The organism is Streptomyces sp. NPDC048411, from assembly GCF_040704695.1.
GTDB lineage: Bacteria > Actinomycetota > Actinomycetes > Streptomycetales > Streptomycetaceae > Streptomyces.
Genome location: NZ_JBEZKL010000041.1, coordinates 1 through 23,398, shown reverse-complemented (window position 1 = coordinate 23,398; position 23,398 = coordinate 1). Strand labels below are relative to the sequence as shown.

At 67.5% G+C, this 23,398-nt stretch carries 19 protein-coding genes and 1 pseudogene; 12 read left to right on the top strand and 8 right to left on the bottom strand.

Translation table 11 applies throughout. The features are described from left to right. The first annotated feature begins 23 nt into the window (after nucleotides 1–23). Both AB0915_RS16975 and AB0915_RS16970 read left to right on the top strand, forming a co-directional pair. Nucleotides 24–863: a helix-turn-helix transcriptional regulator gene (locus AB0915_RS16975; protein ID WP_366691857.1), complete on the top strand. Its 840-nt coding sequence runs from the start codon at nucleotides 24–26 to the stop codon at nucleotides 861–863. An 11-nt stretch (nucleotides 864–874) separates the two neighbouring features. Next, on the top strand, nucleotides 875–1,066 hold the full coding sequence (locus tag AB0915_RS16970; protein WP_366691832.1) for a DUF397 domain-containing protein: 192 nt from the start codon (nucleotides 875–877) through the stop codon (nucleotides 1,064–1,066). 352 nt (nucleotides 1,067–1,418) lie between these two features. Here the strand turns inward: AB0915_RS16970 and AB0915_RS16965 are convergent, their stop codons facing one another. The 5 genes and pseudogenes from AB0915_RS16965 to eccCa all read right to left on the bottom strand — a co-directional run bounded on the left by AB0915_RS16965 (nucleotide 1,419) and on the right by eccCa (nucleotide 9,572). Next, nucleotides 1,419–1,967, bottom strand: coding sequence for a hypothetical protein (locus tag AB0915_RS16965; RefSeq protein ID WP_366691831.1), 549 nt, complete (start codon nucleotides 1,965–1,967; stop codon nucleotides 1,419–1,421). A 210-nt stretch (nucleotides 1,968–2,177) separates the two neighbouring features. Further along, nucleotides 2,178–2,717, bottom strand: coding sequence for a hypothetical protein (locus AB0915_RS16960; protein ID WP_366691830.1), 540 nt, complete (start codon nucleotides 2,715–2,717; stop codon nucleotides 2,178–2,180). Further along, a complete protein-coding gene (locus tag AB0915_RS16955) occupies nucleotides 2,714–4,795 on the bottom strand; it encodes a hypothetical protein (protein ID WP_366691829.1) in 2,082 nt (693 codons plus the stop codon). Before AB0915_RS16955 ends, AB0915_RS16960 begins: the two co-directional genes overlap by 4 nt. Beyond that, nucleotides 4,795–5,239 (bottom strand): annotated as a pseudogene (locus AB0915_RS16950) (hypothetical protein). Before AB0915_RS16950 ends, AB0915_RS16955 begins: the two are co-directional and overlap by 1 nt. Before the next feature lie 358 nt (nucleotides 5,240–5,597). Beyond that, complete coding sequence (gene eccCa / locus AB0915_RS16945) at nucleotides 5,598–9,572, bottom strand: type VII secretion protein EccCa (protein ID WP_366691828.1); 3,975 nt, start codon at nucleotides 9,570–9,572, stop codon at nucleotides 5,598–5,600. A gap of 234 nt (nucleotides 9,573–9,806) precedes the next feature. Here eccCa and eccD point away from each other — a divergent pair, with 234 nt between their 5' ends. The 7 genes from eccD (at nucleotide 9,807) to AB0915_RS16910 (ending at nucleotide 17,921) form a co-directional block, all read left to right on the top strand. Continuing rightward, nucleotides 9,807–11,309 carry a type VII secretion integral membrane protein EccD gene (gene eccD / locus AB0915_RS16940; RefSeq protein WP_366691856.1) on the top strand — a complete coding sequence of 501 codons (1,503 nt, stop codon included), beginning with the start codon at nucleotides 9,807–9,809 and terminating at the stop codon, nucleotides 11,307–11,309. A gap of 278 nt (nucleotides 11,310–11,587) precedes the next feature. Continuing rightward, a complete protein-coding gene (gene rpsO, locus AB0915_RS16935) occupies nucleotides 11,588–11,878 on the top strand; it encodes a 30S ribosomal protein S15 (protein WP_189546018.1) in 291 nt (96 codons plus the stop codon). A 309-nt stretch (nucleotides 11,879–12,187) separates the two neighbouring features. Then, nucleotides 12,188–14,401, top strand: coding sequence for a polyribonucleotide nucleotidyltransferase (locus AB0915_RS16930; protein WP_266980869.1), 2,214 nt, complete (start codon nucleotides 12,188–12,190; stop codon nucleotides 14,399–14,401). Continuing rightward, nucleotides 14,398–15,777 carry a pitrilysin family protein gene (locus tag AB0915_RS16925; protein WP_366691827.1) on the top strand — a complete coding sequence of 460 codons (1,380 nt, stop codon included), beginning with the start codon at nucleotides 14,398–14,400 and terminating at the stop codon, nucleotides 15,775–15,777. The genes AB0915_RS16930 and AB0915_RS16925 overlap by 4 nt, the downstream gene beginning before the upstream one ends. Before the next feature lie 24 nt (nucleotides 15,778–15,801). Further along, a complete protein-coding gene (dapB, locus tag AB0915_RS16920) occupies nucleotides 15,802–16,554 on the top strand; it encodes a 4-hydroxy-tetrahydrodipicolinate reductase (RefSeq protein ID WP_366691826.1) in 753 nt (250 codons plus the stop codon). Between the two features lie 14 nt (nucleotides 16,555–16,568). After that, nucleotides 16,569–17,060 (top strand): tetratricopeptide repeat protein, encoded by a 492-nt coding sequence (locus AB0915_RS16915; protein ID WP_366691825.1) that lies wholly within the window; start codon nucleotides 16,569–16,571, stop codon nucleotides 17,058–17,060. A gap of 327 nt (nucleotides 17,061–17,387) precedes the next feature. After that, complete coding sequence (locus AB0915_RS16910) at nucleotides 17,388–17,921, top strand: putative immunity protein (RefSeq protein WP_366691824.1); 534 nt, start codon at nucleotides 17,388–17,390, stop codon at nucleotides 17,919–17,921. Between the two features lie 380 nt (nucleotides 17,922–18,301). On the opposite strand, the gene AB0915_RS16905 is transcribed toward AB0915_RS16910, so the two are convergent. Both AB0915_RS16905 and AB0915_RS16900 read right to left on the bottom strand, forming a co-directional pair. After that, nucleotides 18,302–18,853, bottom strand: a complete 552-nt coding sequence (locus AB0915_RS16905) for a hypothetical protein (protein ID WP_366691823.1) — start codon at nucleotides 18,851–18,853, stop codon at nucleotides 18,302–18,304. Nucleotides 18,854–18,946: 93 nt separating this feature from the next. After that, a complete protein-coding gene (locus AB0915_RS16900) occupies nucleotides 18,947–19,183 on the bottom strand; it encodes a hypothetical protein (protein ID WP_366137095.1) in 237 nt (78 codons plus the stop codon). Nucleotides 19,184–19,368: 185 nt separating this feature from the next. Here AB0915_RS16900 and thyX point away from each other — a divergent pair, with 185 nt between their 5' ends. The 3 genes from thyX (at nucleotide 19,369) to AB0915_RS16885 (ending at nucleotide 22,972) form a co-directional block, all read left to right on the top strand. Further along, a complete protein-coding gene (gene thyX / locus AB0915_RS16895; protein ID WP_366137094.1) occupies nucleotides 19,369–20,106 on the top strand; it encodes an FAD-dependent thymidylate synthase in 738 nt (245 codons plus the stop codon). Nucleotides 20,107–20,259: 153 nt separating this feature from the next. Then, entirely contained in the window at nucleotides 20,260–21,159 is a 900-nt protein-coding gene (gene dapA / locus AB0915_RS16890) for a 4-hydroxy-tetrahydrodipicolinate synthase (RefSeq protein ID WP_345514408.1), read from the top strand. A gap of 127 nt (nucleotides 21,160–21,286) precedes the next feature. Further along, on the top strand, nucleotides 21,287–22,972 hold the full coding sequence (locus AB0915_RS16885; protein ID WP_366691822.1) for a ribonuclease J: 1,686 nt from the start codon (nucleotides 21,287–21,289) through the stop codon (nucleotides 22,970–22,972). Between the two features lie 144 nt (nucleotides 22,973–23,116). Here AB0915_RS16885 and AB0915_RS16880 read toward each other — a convergent pair. Beyond that, nucleotides 23,117–23,398: hypothetical protein (locus AB0915_RS16880; protein WP_366691821.1), on the bottom strand; the 282-nt coding region annotated here is incomplete at its 5' end.

The window sequence follows — 23,398 nt, the reverse complement described above, 5'->3', positions numbered from 1 at the left end:
GGTGGGTTCGGGTGGCGCGAGCAATGCCTCCGACACTGCGGCAGCGGCGCCTGGCAGCCGAACTACGCAAGCTGCGGGAGCGGGCCGGCCTCTCGTCGACGACGGCTGCGGCGTGCGTCGGTGTTCAGCAGGCGAGAATGAGCATGATCGAAGCTGGGCGCTATGCGGTGAGCGCTGACCGAGTGCGTGCCATGGCAAACAGTTATTCATGCGATGACGCCGCTCTCGTGGATGCCATGACAGAGATGACAGGCGGCCGAGAGCGCGGCTGGTGGGACGAGTACCGTGAGCTGCTGCCTGCGGGACTGATCGAGGTCGCGGAGTGTGAGCACTGGGCGACCTCGATGCGTGTGGGGGTGGTCGTCTCCATGCCGGGACTGGTACAGACGCTGGAGCACGCGCGAGCAGTGTTCAGGCAGAGCGTTCCGCAGTTGCGGCCCCATGAAATCGAACATCGCGCTTCTTTCCGAGTCAAGCGCCAAGCGGTGCTCTTCCGGGAGGTCACACTTCCCTACACCGCCATCGTTCACGAAGCAGCGCTACGTATGCGGTTCGGTGGACCTGAGGTCACTCGAGCGCAGTTGCTTCACATGGCCGCGATGATGGAGCAGGACAACGTCACGATCCGAGTAATTCCCTTCGAGCGCGAGGATTTCCCCGCTGCTGGGCAGCCGATCACCTACGTCGCCGGGCAGGTGCCGCAGTTGGACACCGTTGTGCTGGATTCCGATCACGGTTGCGATTTCCTCGATGCTGAGGCACAGCTTGCGCGCTATAGATCTGTCCTGGACCGCATGGAGAGCTGCGCGCTCAGCCCCGCGCAAAGCCGGGACTTCGTCCATAAGATTGCTAGCAGTCTCTGAGAGGCCATTTCATGTCCGAGTACAACTGGCAGAAGTCCTCGTACAGCACCGAGGGCGCGAACTGCGTCAACGTCGCCAGTGCGTCTGATGGCACCTTCCGGCTGCGAGAGAGCGACGAGCCAAACGTGATACTCATCGCCAGTAGCGTCGGCCTGTCCGCACTGCTCGCGTCGATCAAAGCTGACCGCGTGACCGGCGCATAGCGCAGGGGCAGGGCAAGTTCCTCCTCTGATCTGGACAGGTTGATGCTGGGATGTATGGGTGTTGGACCTGGCAGGTCGCGACTTCACCGGCGGGCGACCGGGTCAGAAGTTGGCCGGGGACATCACGGCTGAACTCGTCGTCGCCGTGCTGCGGATGGCTGCTGGCCGGGGCGGGCTGAAGCCCGGCTGCATCATGTATTCGGATCGCGGATCGGAATACGTGAGTGGCGAATTCCGTAAGAGATACGGAAGTTGGGCCTGTGGACGAGCGATCTCGGCGCGTGTGTGTGGGCGAGACGGAGGCCCCTGCCCACGGCCGTCTCCCGGGAGAGTGGGGCAGTGGGCAGGGGTGTCAGGCGGTGCAGCCGAGCGCTTTCTTTGCCTTTGGTACGAAGTCGAGGGTGAAGTCCTGGATGTCCTCGCGGCGTTCGGTAACGTCGCCGCCCGCCTTGAGGCTGATGGTGACCAGTACGACGAGGTGGTCCGCCGTTGGGGCCGCGCAGCCCGTACTGACCATGGCGTTGTAGTCGCCCACCGCCCCCAGGCCCTCGAATGGCAGGTCCTTGATCTCGTCCCGGTTCTTGAATCGGAAGCTGTCCAGGTCTCCCATGGGGTCGTAGAGCTTGTCTACCTTGTCCACTTCGAGGTTTGCCACCAGCCAGTCGTCCACCGAAATCTCACAGCGCCCCTGGCCCTTCCCCTTGGTATCGATGAGGGAATCACCCACGACCTTGAGTTCCTTGCCGTCGAAGAGGAACGGGTCGAGTGTCCTCTCGTTGATCGAGATCCCGCATGCTTCCTTCGGGACGGTGTACTCCCGTCCACTGCCACACGCGGTGAGGGACAGTGCGAGGCCTGCGGTGAGGGCGCAGGCGGCGGTGCGGCGCAGCACCTTCGTCATGGGATGCTTCCGATCTCCTCGGTCGGTACTTCGGTGCGCGTCTCCAGGGCGACCTCATCGGGGCCGCCGGCTCGGGTGTAGCCGTAGCGACCCCTCCGGGGCCCTCCTCCTGAGCCCCGGCGTCCTGTCTGCCCGTCGGCTGGGGGATTCCGCACGATGACTCACGCCCCGTAGCCATACCCCGGGAGATACGACTACGGGGCGTGGGTGTCAGGCTGTGCAGCCGAGCGCTTTCTTCACCTTCGGCACGACATCGACGGCGAAGGACTCGATGTTCTCGCGCCGCCGGGTGACGTCGCTGGTGGACTTGAGACTGACCTCGACGTACACGATGACGTACTTGGCGTCGGGCGCCACGCACTTCGCGCTGACCATGGCGTTGAAGTCGCCCACCGCGCCCAGTCCGTCGAACGGCAGGTCCGCCGTCTTCGCCCGGTTCTTGAAGCGAAACTCCTCCGACTCGTCCATCGGGTCGTAGAGCTTGTCGACCTTTTCGAGCAGGAGGTTGACCACAAGCCAATCGTCGACCCAGATGGCGCAGTTGCCCTCGCCCGTGGCCAGGGGCTCGCCCAGGACCTGGAGCTTCTTCCCGTCCACCAGGAACGGGTCGAGCGCCTTTTCGCTGATCGCGACGCCGCACGCTTCCTTCGGAACGGTGTACTCACGTCCCCCGGCGCACGCGCCGAGTGACAGCGCGAGGCAGCAGGCCAGGGCCGAGGCGGTGAGGCGCCGTGATGTCGTCCCGGTCATTGGATGCCCGCCACTCCTTCGGCCTTCTTATTGCCATCGTTGGCGGCTTCTCCGATCTGCTTGTAGATGCCGTGGTTCTTTGAGTAGCCCTCGTGCGTCGGATCCTCGGCCCACTTTGTGTTCTCCTGGTACCAGATGTCCGCGATCTTCTGGAGCTCCCGGGTGCGTCGCCTATACGTTTCCTGGTGGTCCGCGGTCGCCTGGCCGCTGATCTTGTTCTGCTCGTCCTCCAGCATTTTCGACGTGACCACGTCCACGACACGCTGGGCAGCGTCACCGGCCGGATGCCACGGTGTGACGAGGCCGCCGATGACGTGGTACCTCCCGGCCTTCTCCCACGAGGCGTCGGCGAGCTTCTGGCCCTTCTCGTCGTTGGTGGCCTGGTAGCGGGCCTCCTCCAAGAAGCCGATGGTGCGGCCGGCGCGGTCCAAACTGTCTTCCGGGTGCGCCTTCTCCGTGTAGATGTCGGCCACGACCGCTCCGTGCATCTGCCTGACGAGCTCGCCGTAGGCGTCCCTGTTACGCGAGATCTGCTTGCTGACCTCCATCAACTGCCCCGAGTCGAGCTCGTGCCGTGACACCGGATCACTCATCGCCTTGTGTACCCAGTCGCCGTGGTTGCCCATGGCCAGCGCCATGTCGTCGCGCAGCTCGGACGGAAAGTCGTTGCCCATGCTGGAGAGGAACCCGAGGGAGCGCTTCATGGCCTCCCGCTGCTCCGGCGAGTGCAGCAGGAACTCCGCGTCGGGGTCCTTCGGGTCGGACACGCCCGACACCGCCGCGAACATGGCCTTGCCCGCCGCGTCCTTGGCCGGGTTCGGGCCATCGTTCAGCGGCGTGTCGTCGAAGTACGGGCGGTCCTTCAGCACCCACTGCGCATTGTCCTGCGGCTCCTTCGCGTTGAAGAAGTCCGTCGAGGCGTCCGGGCTGTTGGCGAGTGCCGTGAGGAAGCCCGTCATCGGGTCGCGGCCGAACTCCTCGTCGCCGATGAAGTTCAGCTTGGGCTTCGGCTGCGAGTTCCAGTAGCGGTCCGGCAGCCTCATCTCCTTTTCCTTGGCGACCAGTTCGTTGCCGTACTTGTTGAGGAACTGGTCGTCGTAGTCGCCCGTGCGCATGAGGTTGCTCATGATCTGGAAGCCCCAGACGTCACCTGCGCGGGTGTTGTACCGCTCGCCCGCGAGCTTCAGCATGTTGTCCTCCCACTGCCGCATGGCAGGGCTGTCCGACTGGGTGGCGCCGCCCAGGACATGGCCCAGGTTCTTCTGGAACTCACCGAGCTGGTTGAGCTGCGTGCGGGTCAGGTCATTCGGGCTGTCCGGGCTCGAAAGGTCCGCCCAGAACTCCAGCGTCGCCTTCGGGCCCAGCTGGGTGGCGAACTTCTCCTGGAACAAAGGGTCGTTCTTGAACGAGCTGAGCAGACCGTTCAGCTTCTGGAACTCCTCGGGCGACATCTCGTCGCCCTTCTCCTTGATCAGCTTGGCCGCTTCCTCGGCCTTGCGCAGGGCGTCGATCGCGGTGTCACGGTCGTTGTACGAGGCACCTGAGAAGCCGACCTCGGCCTGGTCGACGATGGCACGCAGGACGGTTGCCGCCGTCGTGTCGCTCTCCGTCGCCCGGTTCAAGATGCGCTGCACATCGTCCCGCAGGTGCTCCGCGTCCTGCGGAGAGTGGTCCGGAACCTCGTGGCCCTTGGCGGCGCGGTCCGGGTGGATGAGCATCGTCACGGTGAAGCCGCCACCGCCGGTCTGGGCAACCGTGAGGTTCTTCTTGCGGCCCCGCTCCAAGGCCTGATCCAACTGCTCCTTGTAGTCCACCAGTTCGTCGTGGGTGTCCCTGAGGATGTCGTGGATGGTCTTGGCCTGGGTGTGGGCGTCGGAGAATTCACCCGCAGTCTTGGTGATGAATTCACGAGAGACCGTGGCATTTACACCGGCCCAGTCTGCCTTGTCCGCCTTCGCCTTCAGATCGTCCCGTGCGTCTGTTTCCAGCGTTCCGAGTTTCTCCACCACTCCGTTCCAGGCGGTGATGGCCTGGCCGAGCTGGCTGAAGTTGCCCTGACGCAGCGTTTCGAAGTCCATCAGCGCTGCGTCCTCTCCGTGAATCCGTCGTCCAGCGTCGAAATGCTGCTCACGATGCCGTAGATGTAGTACTCGTCACCCGTGCGCACCCTTGGTGAAATCCATGTGATTGGAAATGTGCGCGCAGGCGTCCAGCAGGGTCTTGAGCTGCTTCTCCCAGCGCTCCTGCACATGGTCGAGCGCGCCGCCCAGTGCGAAGCCCTGGGTGCTCAGGTCCTTCGCGGCCGTCTGGCTGATGGACCAGGCATCACGGCCGTATTTGCCCAGATTGTCGAAGAGCTTGAACGCGGCGTCGCCGACGGCCGCGAGGTCCTGCTGATTGACCTTCAGGTCACCTCCGGGAGCGGGCGCACCGCCCTCGTCAGGTACCCGGTTCAGCTGCATCGCTGCGGAGCGATTCTCGACAGCTGCCGTCTTGAGCTGCTCCCACTCGTCCCAGGTCATCAGACCCCTTCCCCCGTGCAGCCTGTTCCGCCGAGCTGGCTGAGAAGACTTTGATCCTTCACTCGAAAAATCGACCTGACAATCGAACTGGACGGGAGTCTAGCGCTCGCCCGGCAGTCGTCCGATCTTCATACGTGTCAGCCCCGTTGGCTCCGACGGTCCGATGGCCGACAGTGTGGTTATAGGGCTGCGCCTCCTGTGTGACGGGAATGCCGGACTGCTGGAATCAGCTCTGTCCAGGGGCGGCAGCGGGCGAGCCGCCGCCCCGACTTCCGACGTGGAGAGGGCGCGGCGTACGAGGCGTGAGGGAACAGCCACACCGGCCTGCCCCGCTGCCCCGCCCGCCGCGCATGCGGCGCTACCGCTCTCCGGCCATGAGCCCGGACTGCACCAGCGGATTCCCCCGCCGCCGCGTGATGAAGACCCCGCGCCCCGGGGGCATCGGGCGCGGCCGTACGTTGCCGAGGACGTCCCCCTCGATGGGGTCGCCCGAGAGCATCAGGCCCTGCGCGCCCAGCTCCATGATGCGCTGCATGAACGGCTCGTACAGGGCCCGTCCGGCGCCTGCCGTGCTACGGGCGATGATGAACCGGACGCCGACGTCACGTGAGAACGGCAGCATCTCCGTGAGCTTGGCCAGCGGGTTTCCGCTGGACGTGGAGACCAGGTCGTAGTCGTCGACGACCACGTACACCGTCGGGCCGCTCCACCAGCTGCGTTCGCGCAGCTCCTGCGCCGTGACGTCGGGCGACGGCGTACGGCGCTTCATCAGGTCGTACAGCGCGTCCATGTGGTGCTCCATGTTGTTGGACATGGGCACGTACTCCGCCAGGTGCGTCGCAGGGGTGACGTCCAGGAGCGCTCGCCGGTTGTCGATGACGAAGAACTTGCAGGTGCTCCCGTCGTACCTCTCGGTCAGCTGCTTGATGAGCAGCCGCAGCAGATTGGACTTCCCGGACTCGCTCTCGCCGAACACCAGGAAGAACGGGTCGCGCTCGAAGTCGAGGAAGACCGGCTCCAGGTTGTTCTCGTCGATACCGAACGCGATGCCCCGCTCCGGATGCGCGTAGCCCGCGGGGAGCTCGTGCGCCGGAAGTTCGCGGGGCAGGAGCCGGACCGCCGGGGCGGGAGCCGCGGTCCAGTGCCGGGCGACCTCCTGGTTCATGGCCGCCGTTGCTTCGGAGAGGTCGCTGTCGGAGTTGATGCCGTCGATCCGCGGTACCGCGGCCATGAAGTGCAGCTTCTCCGGCGTGAGACCACGACCGGGCACGCCGGCCGGCACGTTGACCGCGGCCTTGCGGTCCAGTTCGGAGTCCATGACGTCGCCGAGCCGCAGTTCGAGCCGGTTCATCAGGTGGTCCTTGAGGTTGGCCCGGACCTCCATGGAACGCGACGCCGTGACGATCAGGTGGATGCCGTATCCGAGGCCGCGCGCCGCGATGTCCACGGCTGCCGCTTCCAGGCCCTCGTAGTCCGTACGGAAGTTGCCCCAGCCGTCGATGATCAGGAAGACGTCGCCCCACGGCTGGTCCGTGACCGAGATGTCGCCACGCGCCCGCAGCCTGCGGAAGGTGGCGATGGAGTCGATGCCCGCGCTGCGGAAGTACTCCTCGCGCCGCGCCATGATCCCGTACACCTCGGAGACCGTACGCCGCACCCGCTCCGGGTCGAGCCGGGACGCGATCCCGCCGACGTGCGGAAGACCGGAGACCGAGGCCATGCCGCCGCCACCGAAGTCGAGCCCGTAGAACTGGACCTCCTGGGGCGTGTGGGTGAGTGCGAAGCCCGCGATGAGTGTGCGCAGCAGCGTGGACTTGCCGGACTGCGGACCACCGGTGATCTGCATGTGGCCTGCAGCCCCGGAGAAGTCCCGGTAGAGCGTGTCGCGCCGCTGCTCGTACGGCTTGTCGACCACGCCCAGGGGGACGACGAGACGGCCCGAACCCTCGAATCCGGGCTGGGTCAGCCCACGGCCCTCGACCGCGGAGAGCCCCGGCAGGAGCTCGTCCAGCGACGGCGGGTTGTCCAGCGGAGGGAGCCACACCTGGTGCGCGGAGGCCCCCCGGCCCTCCAGCCGGCGCACGATCACATCGAGCACCGTGTCCGCCAGGGCGTCGTCCTCCGCCGTACGCGCGTCGGGTACGGAGGCCCCGGTCCGAGGGCTCGGCTGTACGTATTGCACCGGCACCGGAGCCGCCGTGAACACCACCGGCCTGCGGTCCACCGGCAGGGGGCCGGAGGATACGGCCGACTGAGCGCCCGAGCGGTACGCCCCGGAGACGTACGCGGCCTTGAAGCGCACCATCTCGTCCGTGCCGTACTTCAGGTAGCCGGAACCGGGGACGTTGGGCAGGTGGTACGCGTCGGGCACACCCAGCGCCGCCCGGGACTCGCCCGCCGAGAACGTGCGCAGGCCGATCCGGTAGGACAGATAGGTTTCCAGACCGCGCAGCCGCCCCTCCTCGAGGCGCTGCGAGGCCAGCAGCAGATGGACGCCCAGCGAACGGCCGATGCGTCCGATCTGCACGAACATCTCGATGAAGTCGGGCTTGGCCGTCAGCAGTTCGCTGAACTCGTCGATGACCAGGACCAGGGAGGGGATGGGCTGCAGCGGGGCTCCCGCGGCGCGCGCCTTCTCGTAGTCATGGATGTTGGCGTAGTTGCCCGCGTCACGCAGCATCTCCTGGCGGCGGTTGAGCTCACCGCTGATGGAGTCACCCATGCGGTCCACCAGCGTCAGATCGTCCGCGAGGTTGGTGATCACCGCTGCGACGTGGGGCATCTGTGCCATGCCGGCGAAGGTGGCACCGCCCTTGAAGTCCGCGAGGACGAAGTTGAGCGTCTCCGAGGTGTGGGTGACGGCAAGGCCCAGGACGAGCGTACGGAGCAGCTCGGACTTGCCGGAACCGGTGGCGCCGACGCACAGGCCGTGCGGTCCCATGCCCTCCTGCGCCGCCTCCTTGAGGTCCAGCATCACGGGGGTGCCGTCCTCGCCGACACCGATCGGGACGCGCAGCCGCTCCGCCTGGGAGCGGGCCCGCCAGGTCCTGCTGACGTCGATCGAGGCCGCGTCGCCGAGGTTCAGGAGATCGGTGAATTCGAGATTGGCGAGCAGTGGTTCGTCGTCGTCCCCACCCGAGGCCGCCTGGAGCGGCGCCAGTTGCCGGGCCAGTGCTTCGGCGGCCTCATAACTGAGCAGGTCGGGAAGGCCGTCGTAGACCAGCCCGTGCTCGGACTCCAGCTGCAGCGAATGGGGGTGCACCACGACGGACAGGCCGCCGCGTGCCCCGTTGACCTCACCCGGTACGACCTCGACGACCGTCACGCCCTGGAGGCCCTCGGCCGCAGCGAGAGCCGACACCGGCGATACGGACTGGCCGTCGAGTACGACGACGACATGGGGCTGGTCCATGAGCGGCTGACCATCGGGCTGGAAGCGCGGCCGGCCGTCGAGCCGGCCCGCGAGCATCTCCTCCAGCTCCGCGACGCTGGTGGTGATCAGGCGGCGGCTGCCGGCACCGTCGACGAAGTCCGGGGCCTGGACGTGCGGAAGCCACTTCGCCCATTCCCAGCGCGGGACAGCGTCCTGGCCCGTCGCGACGGCGATGATCAGATCCTCGGGGGAGTGCAGCGAGGCGAGCGCACCGATCATCGCACGGGCCGTGGAACGAACGGACTCCGCTTCGCCGCTGATGGTCAGGTGGTAGAAGGCGCGCAGCGAGACCGCCATGGGCAGGCCGTCCAGCGTGCTGTGGGTCGTCAAGAACTGCTGCATCGCCCCGGCGGTCAGCGGCTCCAGCTCATCGACCGGCGCGGTCTCGGGCGCGATGAGCGGCGTGGCGAGTTCCTGACTGCCCAGGCCGATGCGTACCTGCGCGAAGTCGGCGTCACCGACGCGGCGCTCCCACACCCGGCTGCCCTCGGCGACAAGCGCCCACAACTGTTCGGGGGACGGGTGGAGATAGAACTGTGCGTCGCGCTGTTTGCGGGCTGTCTTCAGAACGGCGCGTCGTGTCTGCGTCAGATACTTCAGATAGTCACGCCGCATGTCCGCGAGCTGCCCCTGGGTGCCCTGCCGGAGGCGGACGATCATCGCGACGGCCATGGCGATCGTTGACGCGATCATGATCATGCCCATGATTCGCATGATCGGGTTCGGGGTCATGAAGAAGAAGACGACGGAACCACCCATGCCGAGCATCGGCAGCAGCTGCATCATCATCCCCTCCTGCTGACCGCGAGGCAGCTCGGGCGGGGGTTGCAACTGCACCTGTTCGTCCGGCACTTCGGAGGGCAGGGCCCGCGGTGGGCGCTTGACGACGATCTGACTCACGGCTCACCAATTCCCTTGCCGGACAGAGCTGTTCGTATCGGCGCCCCCGTGGCGACGGGCTCCATCCGCGGGAGGATCCTACTGGCGTACGGGATGACCAGGGAGCGGTAGGGTGTCGCGACGCGTGTAAGCATCCGCTAACTACCGTAAGCAAAAGGGCATTCGGAGCGCGAGCGAGGCCCGCGATCCTGAGGTTCGTTTCAGGAGAACGATGAGGGGGAACAGCAGGTGACTATGACGGCCCGAGCGGCAGCCACCGGATCCGGTCGGCCGGGTCCCGGAGTTCCGGCCGGCAACGGAACCGGGTTCTGCCGGGTCACGGTCGTCGCGCCCGACAGCCGTGTCGACGTGGCGCTGCCCGAGGACATCCCCGTCGCAGACCTGTACCCGGAGATTCTCCGGCTGTCGGGACAGAGCCCCGCCCAGGGCGCTCCGGTCGGCTATCACCTGGTACGCCGCGACGGCACCGTCCTCGACAGCGGACGCACCCTGGCCGGCCAACGCATCCTCGACGGCGAACTGCTGTCCCTGCGTCCCTTCTCCGAGTCGCTGCCCCCCGCGGTCTTCGACGATGTTTCCGACGCCGTCGCCACCGCTGTCGCCCGGGACCGCACCCTCTGGGGCGACAGCCTCATGCGCGGAGCCGGGCTCTTCGGCGGGTCGCTTCTGCTGGTCCTGCTCAGTTTCGTGCTGTGGACCTCCGGCCCCCGGCGCGACATGCACGGCCTGCCGGGCGTCCTTGCCGCCGTCATCGCCGTACTCGCTCTCGCGCTCGCCTGTGTACGCGGGCGTGTGTACGACGACCGGGGATCGTCCACGGCTCTGGGGATCGGCGCGCTCACGAACGCCGCGGTCTCCGGTGCGGGGCTGCTGCCGCTCGGCGAGGGCCAGGGCATCGGCAGGCTGCAGTTCCTGCTCGCCTGCGCCGCCGTGCTGGTGGTGGCTGTGATCCTCATGATCGCCGCCCCCGGCGGGGACGGTCTCTTCGTCGCGTTCGTGTTCGCCGCCGCCATCGGCCTGCTGGTGACCTTCATCGCGATCATGACCGGCATGGAGCCTGTCGAGACCGCGGCGGTCTGTGCCCCGCTCTCCGTGGGTGTCCTCGCCTTCCTGCCCGGTCTCTCCACCCGCTTCGCCCGCCTCCCCATCGGCTTCGAGCCGCCCCGTACCACCGTCGGTGACTACGGGACGTCCGAACCGGCGCCGCAGGGCCCGGTCGACGCCGACCGCATTGCCGCCCAGGCGCGGCGCGGCCACGAACTGCTCGTCGGCCTGGTCGGCGGATGCGCGCTGGTGGCCGTGGGCGCCGCAGCCGTCCTGGGGTTCTCGGACAACGTCTGGGGCCAGTTGTTGGCGCTCGCCACCGGAGTCGCCATGCTGATGCGCTCCCACCTGTTCCGCTACACGTCCCAGGTCGGCTGCGCCTTGGCGGCGGGTCTCGGCGCGCTCGTACTCCTGGGCCTCGGCCTGTCCCTCAATCCGCCGACCGACATGCTGCGCGGGGCTGTCGCGGGGGACAGCACCGCGCTCGACATCCGTACGATCTGGCTCACCGCAGCCGTCGCGGGCGCCGCCGCCGTGATCACTGCCATAGGGCTGATCGTGCCGCGCAAGGGAGTCACCCCGTTCTGGGGGCGCTTCCTCGAGATCGCCGAAGCGTGCGTGCTCCTTACGCTGATGCCCCTGTGCCTCGCCGTTTTCGACCTTTACCACTCGATCCGCGCCCTCACCAGCTGACCCTGCGGGCCGGCCCGGCCGAACCCGGCTCGGCCGGGCAGAAACAGGCCCGTCCGGCGATCGAGGACACCGTGGCGCCGGGGAGCCTCCGGGTCACCGCCCCCAGGCAGCCCGGCTCCGCCGGCCTGGTACGCTGTGTGACGGCCGTTTGTGTACGCGCCCCCGGATCATCCTGAGGGCTGCGCTCATCGGACCTTCGCCCCCGAGTAACGGAAGACCCCCTGAGATCAAGACCAGGGGCACTCGCGGGCGCATCGAACATCAAAGAGGAGTACCGCGTGTCGCTCGACGCCGCTACGAAGAAGCAGATCATGGCCGAGTTCGCCACCAAGGAGGGTGACACCGGTTCCCCCGAGGTCCAGGTGGCCATGCTCTCCCGCCGGATCTCGGACCTGACGGAGCACCTCAAGACCCACAAGCACGACCACCACTCCCGTCGTGGTCTGCTGATCCTGGTCGGCCAGCGCCGCCGCCTCCTGCAGTACCTGGCCAAGAAGGACATCCAGCGCTTCCGTGCCCTGGTCGACCGCCTCGGCATCCGCCGCGGTGCGGCCGGCGGCGCCAAGTAAGACGCCGTGAAGGGAGCGGTTCCCACGACTGAGGGAGCCGCTCCCTTTGCTGTATGCACGGGACGTGTCCGGCTCGCCCGGACGACCGGAATGCCAAGCTGAGCCGATTCTCAGTAACCTGGTCCCAGAACGTCCTACAGACGAGCGAGAGGCAGCCTCCCCGCCGCCGGTCCTCGGTAGTGGCCCCCGGACACAGCAACCCGGGTGCTTCGATCGAAGACCGGCCCGCCGATGGAGGGCTTCTCCGCTACCGTTCCCCGCCACACGGGCGTGGGGGCGAGAAGACGATATGTATCGGAGAAAACGCTAGTGGAGAACGAGACCCACTACGCCGAGGCCGTTATCGACAACGGAACCTTCGGCACCCGCACCATCCGCTTCGAGACGGGCCGCCTGGCCAAGCAGGCCGCCGGCTCCGCCGTTGCGTACCTGGACGACGACACCATGGTGCTGTCGGCCACCACCGCGTCCAAGAAGCCCAAGGACCAGCTGGACTTCTTCCCCCTCACGGTCGACGTCGAGGAGCGGCAGTACGCCGCCGGCAAGATCCCCGGCTCCTTCTTCCGCCGCGAGGGCCGCCCCTCCGAGGACGCCATCCTCACCTGCCGCCTGATCGACCGGCCGCTGCGCCCCTCCTTCAAGAAGGGCCTGCGCAACGAGATCCAGATCGTCGAGACGATCATGGCGCTCAACCCCGACCACCTGTACGACGTGGTCGCGATCAACGCCGCCTCCTGCTCCACGCAGCTGGCGGGCCTGCCCTTCTCCGGCCCGATCGGTGGCACCCGTGTTGCCCTGATCAAGGGCCAGTGGGTCGCGTTCCCGACGCACACCGAGCTCGAGGACGCCGTCTTCGACATGGTCGTCGCCGGTCGCGTCCTCGAGGACGGCGATGTCGCGATCATGATGGTCGAGGCCGAAGCCACCGAGAAGACCATCCAGCTCGTCAAGGACGGCGCCGAGGCCCCGACCGAAGAGATCGTCGCCGCCGGCCTCGAGGCCGCGAAGCCGTTCATCAAGGTCCTCTGCAAGGCCCAGTCGGACCTCGCCGCCAAGGCCGCCAAGCCCACCGGCGACTTCCCGGTCTTCCTCGACTACCAGGACGACGTCCTGGAGGCGCTCACCGCCGCCGTCAGCACCGAGCTCGCCAAGGCGCTCACCATCGCCGGCAAGCAGGAGCGCGAGGCGGAGCTGGACCGCATCAAGGAGATCGCCGGCGAGAAGCTGCTCCCGCAGTTCGAGGGCCGCGAGAAGGAGATCTCCGGTGCCTACCGCGCACTGACCAAGAAGCTGGTCCGCGAGCGCGTCATCAAGGACAAGGTCCGCATCGACGGCCGTGGCGTCACGGACATCCGTACGCTCGCCGCCGAGGTCGAGGCCATCCCGCGCGTGCACGGATCGGCGCTGTTCGAGCGTGGCGAGACCCAGATCCTGGGCGTCACCACCCTCAACATGCTCCGCATGGAGCAGCAGCTGGACACCCTCTCCCCGGTGACCCGCAAGCGCTACATGCACAACTACAACTTCCCGCCGTACTCCGTCGGTGAGACCGGCCGCGTGGGCTCGCCCAAGCGTCGCGAGATCGGCCACGGTGCACTCGCCGAGCGCGCCATCGTGCCGGTGCTGCCGTCGCGCGAGGAGTTCCCCTACGCGATCCGCCAGGTCTCCGAGGCGCTGGGCTCCAACGGTTCGACGTCCATGGGCTCGGTCTGCGCCTCCACCATGTCGCTGCTGAACGCCGGTGTGCCGCTCAAGGCCGCCGTCGCCGGTATCGCCATGGGCCTGATCTCTCAGGAGATCGACGGCAAGACCCACTACGTCGCCCTGACCGACATCCTTGGTGCCGAGGACGCGTTCGGTGACATGGACTTCAAGGTCGCCGGCACGAAGCAGTTCGTCACCGCGCTGCAGCTCGACACCAAGCTCGACGGCATCCCCGCGTCGGTCCTGGCCGCCGCGCTGAAGCAGGCCCGCGACGCCCGCCTCCACATCCTCGATGTGATGAACGAGGCCATCGACGTCCCGGACGAGATGTCCCCGAACGCCCCGCGGATCATCACGGTCAAGATCCCGGTGGACAAGATCGGTGAGGTCATCGGCCCCAAGGGCAAGATGATCAACCAGATCCAGGAGGACACCGGCGCCGACATCACGATCGAGGACGACGGCACCATCTACATCGGTGCCCAGCAGGGCTCGCAGGCCGAGGCCGCCCGCGCCACGATCAACGCGATCGCCAACCCGACCATGCCGGAGGTCGGCGAGCGCTACCTGGGCACGGTCGTCAAGACCACCACCTTCGGTGCGTTCGTCTCCCTCATGCCGGGCAAGGACGGCCTGCTGCACATCTCGCAGATCCGCAAGCTCGCCGGTGGCAAGCGTGTGGAGAACGTCGAGGACGTGGTCGCGGTCGGAGCCAAGGTCCAGGTCGAGATCGCCGAGATCGACTCCCGCGGCAAGCTCTCCCTCATCCCCGTGATCGAGGGCGAAGAGGACGAGAAGAAGGACGACGCCGCCAAGTGACGTCCCGTAGTTCCGTGACGACGGCCCGCGCCTCCTTCGAGGCGCGGGCCGTCGCCCGTACCCAAACGCTTCTCAAGGGCAGCAACGGCGTCGGCACCGTCCGCCGTACGATCCTCCCCGGCGGTCTGCGGATCGTCACCGAGACCCTGCCCTCCGTACGCTCCGCCACCTTCGGGATCTGGGCCAACGTCGGATCACGCGACGAGACACCCACGCTGAACGGCGCGACGCACTACCTCGAGCACCTTCTCTTCAAGGGCACGGACCGGCGCAGTGCCCTCGACATATCGTCCGCGATCGATGCGGTCGGCGGCGAGATGAACGCCTTCACGGCGAAGGAGTACACCTGCTATTACGCGCGGGTCCTCGACACCGACCTGCCGCTGGCCATCGATGTCGTCTGCGACATGCTGACCGGCTCGCTGATCGCCCCCGAGGATGTCGACGCCGAGCGCGGCGTCATCCTCGAAGAGATCGCGATGACCGAGGACGACCCGGGCGACTGCGTGCACGACCTGTTCGCGCACACGATGCTCGGCGACACCCCCCTCGGCCGCCCGGTCCTCGGCACCGTCGACACGATCAACGCGCTCAGCCGCGGCCAGATCGCCCGCTTCTACAAGAAGCACTACGACCCGACCCACCTGGTCGTCGCCGCGGCGGGCAATGTCGACCACGCCACCGTCGTCCGCCAGGTCCGCCGGGCCTTCGAGCGGGCCGGCGCGCTGACCCGCACCGACGCCGTTCCGGTCGCACCGCGCCAGGGATCCCGCACCCTGCGCACCGCAGGCCGGGTCGAGGTACTGAACCGTAAGACCGAGCAGGCCCACGTCGTCCTCGGCATGCCCGGTCTGGCCCGCACCGACGAGCGCCGCTGGGCACTCGGGGTACTCAACACCGCCCTCGGCGGCGGCATGAGCTCCCGCCTCTTCCAGGAGGTACGGGAGAAGCGTGGCCTCGCCTACAGCGTGTATTCGTACACCTCGGGCTTCGCCGACTGCGGACTCTTCGGCGTGTACGCGGGCTGCCGGCCCAGCCAGGTCCACGATGTCCTGAAGATCTGCCGTGACGAACTCGACCGGGTGGCGTCCGACGGACTGAGCGACGAGGAGATCGGCCGCGCCATCGGCCAGCTCTCCGGCTCCACCGTCCTCGGCCTGGAGGACACCGGTGCGCTGATGAACCGTATCGGCAAGAGCGAGCTGTGCTGGGGCGAGCAGATGTCGGTCGACGACCTGCTGTCCCGGATGGCGCAGGTCACCCCCGATGACGTCCGGGCGGTGGCCGGCGAAGTCCTCGGACAGCGACCGTCGCTCTCCGTCATCGGTCCGCTCAAGGACAAGCAGGCCGGCCGCCTCGACGAAGCGGTCTCCTAACTCCACCCGTAAGGAAGCAGAGCAATGAGCAAGCTGCGCGTGGCCGTTCTCGGCGCCAACGGCCGCATCGGATCGGAAGCCGTACGAGCCGTCGAGGCCGCCGACGACATGGAACTGGTGGCCGCTCTCGGCCGAGGCGACAGGCTGGAGACCCTCGCCGAGAACGACGCCCAGGTCGTGGTCGAACTCACCACGCCCGGGTCGGTGATGGGGAACCTCGACTTCTGCATCCGGCACGGCATCCACGCGGTCGTCGGCACAACCGGCTGGACCGACGAACGGCTCGCGCAGCTGAACACCTGGCTCTCCGGCTCCCCGGAGACCGGTGTGCTCATCGCGCCGAACTTCTCCATCGGCGCAGTCCTCACCATGAAGTTCGCCGAGCAGGCAGCCCGCTACTTCGAGTCCGTCGAGGTCATCGAACTGCACCACCCCAACAAGGTCGACGCCCCGTCCGGCACCGCCACCCGCACCGCCCAGCTGATCGCCGAGGCCCGGCGGAAGGCCGGCTGCGCCCCGCAGCCGGACGCCACGGCCACGGCGCTCGACGGCGCCCGCGGCGCGGACGTGGACGGGGTCCCGGTCCACGCGATCCGACTCCGCGGCCTCCTGGCCCACCAGGAAGTGCTGCTCGGCAGCGAGGGAGAGACCCTCACCATCCGCCACGACTCCCTGCACCACAGCAGCTTCATGCCGGGCATCCTGCTCGGCGCACGCCGCGTGGCGACCACCCCGGGCCTCACCTTCGGCCTGGAACACTTCCTCGACCTCAACTGACTGAGCCCACCGCCATGCGCGCAAAGATCACTTATTTCGTCACCGCTGCCGTCCTGGTCTTCTACTTCGTCCTGGTCGGCAGCCGTGGCGTGCTCCTCATCGAGAACGGCACGCTGCTCACGGTTGCCTTCGGGGTCGCGGTGCTGATCCTGCCGGTGATCGGTATCTGGTTTCTCTGGAAGAACACCCAGTTCGTCCGCAGGGCCAACGCCCTCGCTGCGGAGTTGGACGCCGAGGGCGGCCTGCCGGTCGACGAACTGGTCCGTACCGCGGGAGGCCGTATCGACCGCGACTCGGCCGACGCGGTGTTCGCACGGCGCCGCGAGGAGACCGAGGACTCCCCGGACGACTGGCGCTGCTGGTTCCGCCTCGCCGTCGCCTACCAGGACGCCCGGGACACCCCGCGCGCCCGCAAGGCCATGCAGCGTGCCATCGCCCTGCACATGAACCCGACGCCGACGGGCGCACCGGGCTCGGCCGCCACCTCGGTTCCGTCCGGCGACTGAGGACATCGTTCGAGCGTACGGCGGCCGAGAACAGAACCGGCCGCCGTACGCCACGTCCATGCCGCAGCCGAGACGCGTGTCTCGCACACGGCGGCTCACACGCGGGTACGCACCAGCGCGAGGACGTTGAAACAGCAGCCGGCCAACGGGGCCATGCACGCCGGAGCCGATCCGGAGCTTCACGTTTGTCGGTGAGCTCGCCGACGATGTCGCGGGCGCCTGGACAGATCGGGCGAACCGGTCGAGTTCGGTCACCGCGGGGGTGTTGCCTGCCCGGCATGCAGTGAGTGCCTCACACCGCCCGGCGACCTGCGGCAGGATTGAGCCGTGCCAACTGAATCGGACAGGATTGAGCTGAGCGAACACGAACTCCGTGAGATCGCGGGCTACGCGGCTGATTGTGCGCGCAGGACGCTGTCGATCTTCGAACAGAATCTTCCTGCTGACACGCGTCCTCGCGACGCCATCGATGCAGCACACGCTTTCGCTGGGGGCGCCGGGCGCACGGGTGCTCTGCGGGAGAGCGCGTGGGCGGCGTACCGAGCGGCACGAGAAGCCGTTTCACCCGCTGCGGCCGACGCGGCACGAGCGGCGAGCCACGCGGCCGCCGCCGCGTACCTTCATCCCAAGGCAAGCGCTCATCAGGTGAAACACATTCTCGGTGCGGCAGCGCATGCGGCACGAGCAGAAGAATTGGCATCCGGAGAAGACCGGCGTGCCACCGCGGGGACCCTCGAATGGGCACGTCATCACGCGCCAACTGCGGTCACCGCGGTGCTCGGCCGTCTGCCCGCCGCACCTCCCGGAGGCGGGCGCGTGGGCGAGTTCATTCGCGATCTCGACGCCGCTCTCCGCGCCTGAGAGCGATCCGATACCGGAGGCCCCCGCGGAGGGAGCGTCGCCGAGACGCCGCCGGCGTGGAGCAGGCGGTCGAAGCGCTCGTGTGAGGTGGTCCGGTCGCCGCACGATCGCCCGAGCCGGCTCACCCGCCGCGATGCCGCGCGAGAGTTCCTTACGCTCCGTTCGGGTCAGCTGCACGCGGGCATGGTGACGGGCACCCGGGCGGACCCCGCCAGAGGCGGCCGGCACTGCGCGCACCCGCGAGGGCTCCGACCGGCGTCATCCCCAACGGGTGAGGCATCGGCCGGTGCGACCACCTCCAGTACGAGGACGCTCCTCCGCCCTGCGAAGCACCGCGCCTGACGCCGTGCGCCGATCCGCCAGGGATTACGGGACAACCCTCAACCGCGCCGGTACTCGTCCCCCCACGCCTCGATCGTGTCGGCGGCCCGGTCGAACGCCTCGCCACGCCCGAGGAAGTCCGCATTGCAGTCGGTGAGCAGCGGCTGCACGGCCTCGCCACCCTTTCGTACGACGATCAGAGCCTGACCCTGCACGGTGCGTGGGAATCCGAGCCACCTCACCGGCTGTTGCACCGTACGGACCGTGGCGGCCCGGTCCCACGGCACGGTCGTCGTCACCAGGAAGCCCACCCGCCGCACCCCGTGCCGGCTCACCCAGGCACCCACTCGCAGCAGTCGCAGGGCACAGAAGATCACCACAAGGGCGAGCCCGACACACAGGGCGGCCCCGGGCATCGCCCCGGCAAACGCGGTGACCATGCCCGCGATGAGCACGAACGAGGCGAGCAACAACAAGGTGGCCGCCACCGCGACCCGCCACGGCCCGGGGCGGTAGGGGCGCCGCCAGTTGTCGTGGTCGTCGAACGGCAGCGCAATGTCCTCAGCGCTCGCGTCAAACGCGCGGTCGGCCGTCAGAAAGGGCAGGGGCACGACTGATCCTCACTCACAAGCACGCTCGATTGCTGTGCCCGGTGAGGCTATCGAGCAGGCCCCTGCCCCTACCACCCCAGGGGTCCGTACGAGTCAGCGGTGGGCGGCCTCGGTCTGCTGGCTGTGCGACGGAGCCTGCTCCGGGGCGAGGGCGGGAAGGCCGAGGAGCAGCGATCCGGCGAGACCGGCGATCACGGTCAGCCCCACGAGGGAGCGGGCCGCCAGCTGCGAGACGGTGGCGCGCTCCCGGGGCGGCGGGGCGACGTTGCTGCGGAATCGGTCGGCCTCGGCCACGAAAGCGAACGGGACGGCTTCACGCCGGCGGAACATGAGGAAACTCTCCTTGAACTCTGATAGAGGCGGTGCTATTGAGTCAGACGCACGGCGGGCCCGTTCGGTGCCCCGAATCGCCGAATTCGCCGAAGAAATCCTCGGACGGACCTTCTGGGCACGTTGTCAGTGGCGGCCCGTAGAGTGGGCGCCGCCCGAGCGACGCAATTGGAAGGACCCCGCCGGTGACCGAGACCCCCGAGCCCGCAAAGCCCAGCTTCCGCAGCGATGTGACCGTCGAGCTGGTGAAGCACTCCGCGGCCGACTCCGACGTCCTGTTCGCCGCCCGTGTCTCCACGGCCGGAGAGCAGTCCCTCGAAGAGGTCACCAAGGACCCGGAGCGCTCGAAAGGACTCATCAACTTCCTGATGCGGGACCGTCACGGATCCCCGTTCGAGCACAACTCGATGACGTTCTTCATCAGCGCACCGATCTTCGTGTTCCGCGAGTTCATGCGTCACCGCGTCGGCTGGTCGTACAACGAGGAATCGGGCCGCTACAGGGAGCTGGAGCCGGTCTTCTACGTTCCCAGTGAGGCCCGCAAGCTCGTCCAGCAGGGCCGCCCCGGCAAGTACGAGTTCGTCGAGGGCACCGCGGCCCAGCAGGAGCTCACCGGCCGCGTGATGGAGGACTCGTACCGCCAGGCGTACGAGGCGTATCAGGAGATGCTCGCCGCCGGCGTCGCCCGCGAGGTCGCCCGGGCCGTGCTCCCGGTCGGCCTGTTCTCGTCGATGTACGCCACGTGCAACGCGCGCTCGCTGATGCACTTCCTCGGTCTGCGCACCCAGCACGAGCTGGCGAAGGTCCCGTCCTTCCCGCAGCGTGAGATCGAAATGGTCGGCGAACAGATGGAGGAGCACTGGGCGCGGCTCATGCCGCTCACCCATGCAGCCTTCAACAAGAATGGACGCGTAGCCCCGTAAGCGGTGTCCGTATTGCGACGTTTCGTGAAGTTCATCTAGGCTGATCAAACGGACCCGGCACTGCTTGAACCCCCGAGCAGGCAGTGCCGGGCTCCTCTCCACTTGTCCCCCCGAGGGACGACCGGGCGCTGAGCAGCGAGTAGCGTGTTACCCATGGCTCCGATCTCCACTCCGCAAACTCCCTTCGGGCGGGTCCTCACCGCCATGGTCACGCCCTTCACGGCGGACGGCGCACTCGACCTCGACGGCGCCCAGCGGCTCGCTGCCCACCTGGTGGACGCAGGCAATGACGGCCTGATCATCAACGGCACCACCGGCGAGTCCCCGACCACCAGTGACGCGGAGAAAGACCAGCTCGTACGGGCGGTCTTGGAAGCTGTAGGGGACCGGGCCCATGTCGTCGCCGGCATCGGCACCAACGACACCCGCCACAGCATCGAGCTCGCCCGCACGGCCGAGCGCTCCGGCGCCCACGGCCTCCTCGCGGTCACGCCGTACTACAACAAGCCGCCGCAGGAAGGCATCTTCCGCCACTTCACGGCGATCGCGGACGCCACCGGTCTCCCGGTGATGCTCTACGACATTCCCGGCCGCAGCGGTGTGCCGATCGATACAGAGACGCTGGTCCGGCTCGCCGAGCACCCGCGTATCGTCGCCAACAAGGACGCCAAGGGCGACCTCGGCCGCGCAAGCTGGGCCATCGCCCGGTCCGGCCTCGCCTGGTACTCGGGCGACGACATGTTGAACCTCCCGCTGCTCTCGGTCGGCGCAGTCGGCTTCGTCTCCGTCGTCGGCCACGTCGTCACCCCCGACCTGCGCGCCCTCATCGAGGCGTATCTCGGCGGCGACGTCCAGAAGGCCACAGAGATCCACCAGAAGCTCCTGCCGGTCTTCACCGGCATGTTCCGCACCCAGGGTGTGATCACCACCAAGGCCGCACTGGCGCTCCAAGGCCTGCCCGCAGGCCCGCTGCGCCTCCCTCTGGTGGAACTCACCGCACAGGAAGCGGCCCAGCTCAAGATCGACCTCGCCGCCGGTGGGGTACAGCTGTAACCACAGACTTCACAACTGAATAAGCGAAGAACACTCACAAGAGCGACGTCAGAGAACAGCAAGTGCACGAATGACATGCACGCCACGTGCCTCAGCGGTACGTGGCGTGCGTGGTAAGGAGAGTCTTTTGAGTCATCCGCATCCCGAACTCGGCACCCCGCCGAAGCTCCCCAAGGGCGGCCTCCGCGTCACCCCGCTCGGCGGCCTCGGCGAAATCGGCCGCAACATGACGGTCTTCGAGTATGGCGGCCGCCTGCTCATCGTCGACTGCGGAGTGCTCTTCCCCGAGGAGGAGCAGCCCGGAATCGACCTGATCCTGCCCGACTTCTCCACGATCCGGGACCGCCTCGACGACGTCGAGGGCATCGTCCTCACGCACGGCCACGAGGACCACATCGGCGGCGTCCCGTATCTGCTGCGCCTGAAGCCGGACATCCCGCTCATCGGCTCCAAGCTGACCCTCGCACTCATCGAGGCGAAGCTTCAGGAGCACCGGATCCGTCCGTACACCCTCGAGGTGGCGGAAGGCCAGCGCGAGCGCATCGGCGTCTTCGACTGCGAGTTCATCGCGGTCAACCACTCCATCCCGGACGCCCTCGCGGTCGCCATCCGCACCCCCGCGGGCATGGCCGTCGCGACCGGTGACTTCAAGATGGACCAGCTCCCGCTGGACGGCCGTCTCACCGACCTGCACGCCTTCGCCCGGCTGAGCGAGGAAGGCATCGACCTCCTCCTCTCCGACTCGACGAATGCCGAGGTGCCCGGCTTCGTCCCGCCCGAGCGGGACATCTCCAACGTCCTGCGCACGGTCTTCGCGAACGCCCAGAAGCGCATCATCGTGGCGAGCTTCGCCAGCCACGTGCACCGCATTCAGCAGATCCTGGACGCGGCACACGAGTACGGCCGCCGGGTCGCCTTCGTCGGCCGTTCGATGGTCCGGAACATGGGCATCGCCCGCGACCTCGGTTATCTGAAGGTCCCCGCGGGCCTGGTCGTCGACGTCAAGACCCTCGACGACCTGCCGGACGACGAGGTCGTGCTGGTCTGCACGGGCTCGCAGGGCGAGCCGATGGCCGCGCTGTCCCGGATGGCCAACCGCGACCACCAGATCCGGATCGTCCAGGGCGACACGGTGATCCTGGCGTCGTCCTTGATCCCGGGCAATGAGAACGCGGTCTACCGCGTGATCAACGGCCTGACCCGCTGGGGCGCCAACGTGGTCCACAAGGGCAACGCCAAGGTCCATGTCTCGGGTCACGCTTCGGCCGGCGAACTGCTGTACTTCTACAACATCTGCAAGCCGAAGAACCTGATGCCGGTGCACGGCGAATGGCGCCACCTGCGGGCCAACGCCGAACTGGGCGCCCTTACCGGTGTTCCCAAGGACCACATCGTCATCGCCGAGGACGGCGTCGTGGTCGACCTCATCGACGGCAAGGCCAAGATCGTCGGCAAGGTCCAGGCGGGTTACGTCTACGTCGACGGCCTCTCGGTCGGAGACGTCACCGAGACCTCCCTCAAGGACCGCCGCATCCTTGGCGACGAAGGCATCATTTCGGTCTTCATCGTGGTCGACAGCACATCCGGCAAGATCACGGGCGGCCCCGACATCCATGCCAGGGGTTCCGGTATCGACGACGCGGCATTCAACGCCGTCGTACCGAAGATCGAGGAAGCGATCAACAAGTCCGCCCAGGACGGCGTGATGGAGCCGCACCAGCTGCAGCAGCTCGTCCGCCGCACGATGGGCAAGTGGGTCTCCGACACCTACCGTCGGCGCCCGATGATCCTCCCCGTCGTCGTCGAGGTCTGACCCTCCGACAGGCGCGAACTCCGGAGCGGGGCCCCCGATTTGCATCGGGCGCCCCGCTCCAGTACGTTTACGGCTCCGCCTGACCGGGAAGCAGCTGGCGCACTCGTGCGCAGCGACAGCCCCGAGCGGGTCGGAAATTCCGACTCAGAACTTCTGATAAAGTCGGATCCGCCGAAAGGCAAAGGCCACTTCAACGGCCACCGGAATCAAATTCGGACCGGAAACGGAAACGAAAAAGAGTCTGGTAAAGTTGGAGCCGCCGGAAAGCGAAACGCGAAAGCGAAGAACTTGAAAGCGCAGTAACAAATCTTCTGCTTCGCAGAGGGCCCGCTTCGACCGGGAATCGGACAGGAAAGAGTCTGATAGAGTCGGAAACGCAAGACCGAAGGGAAAGCCCGGAGGAAAGCCCGAGAGGGTGAGTACGAA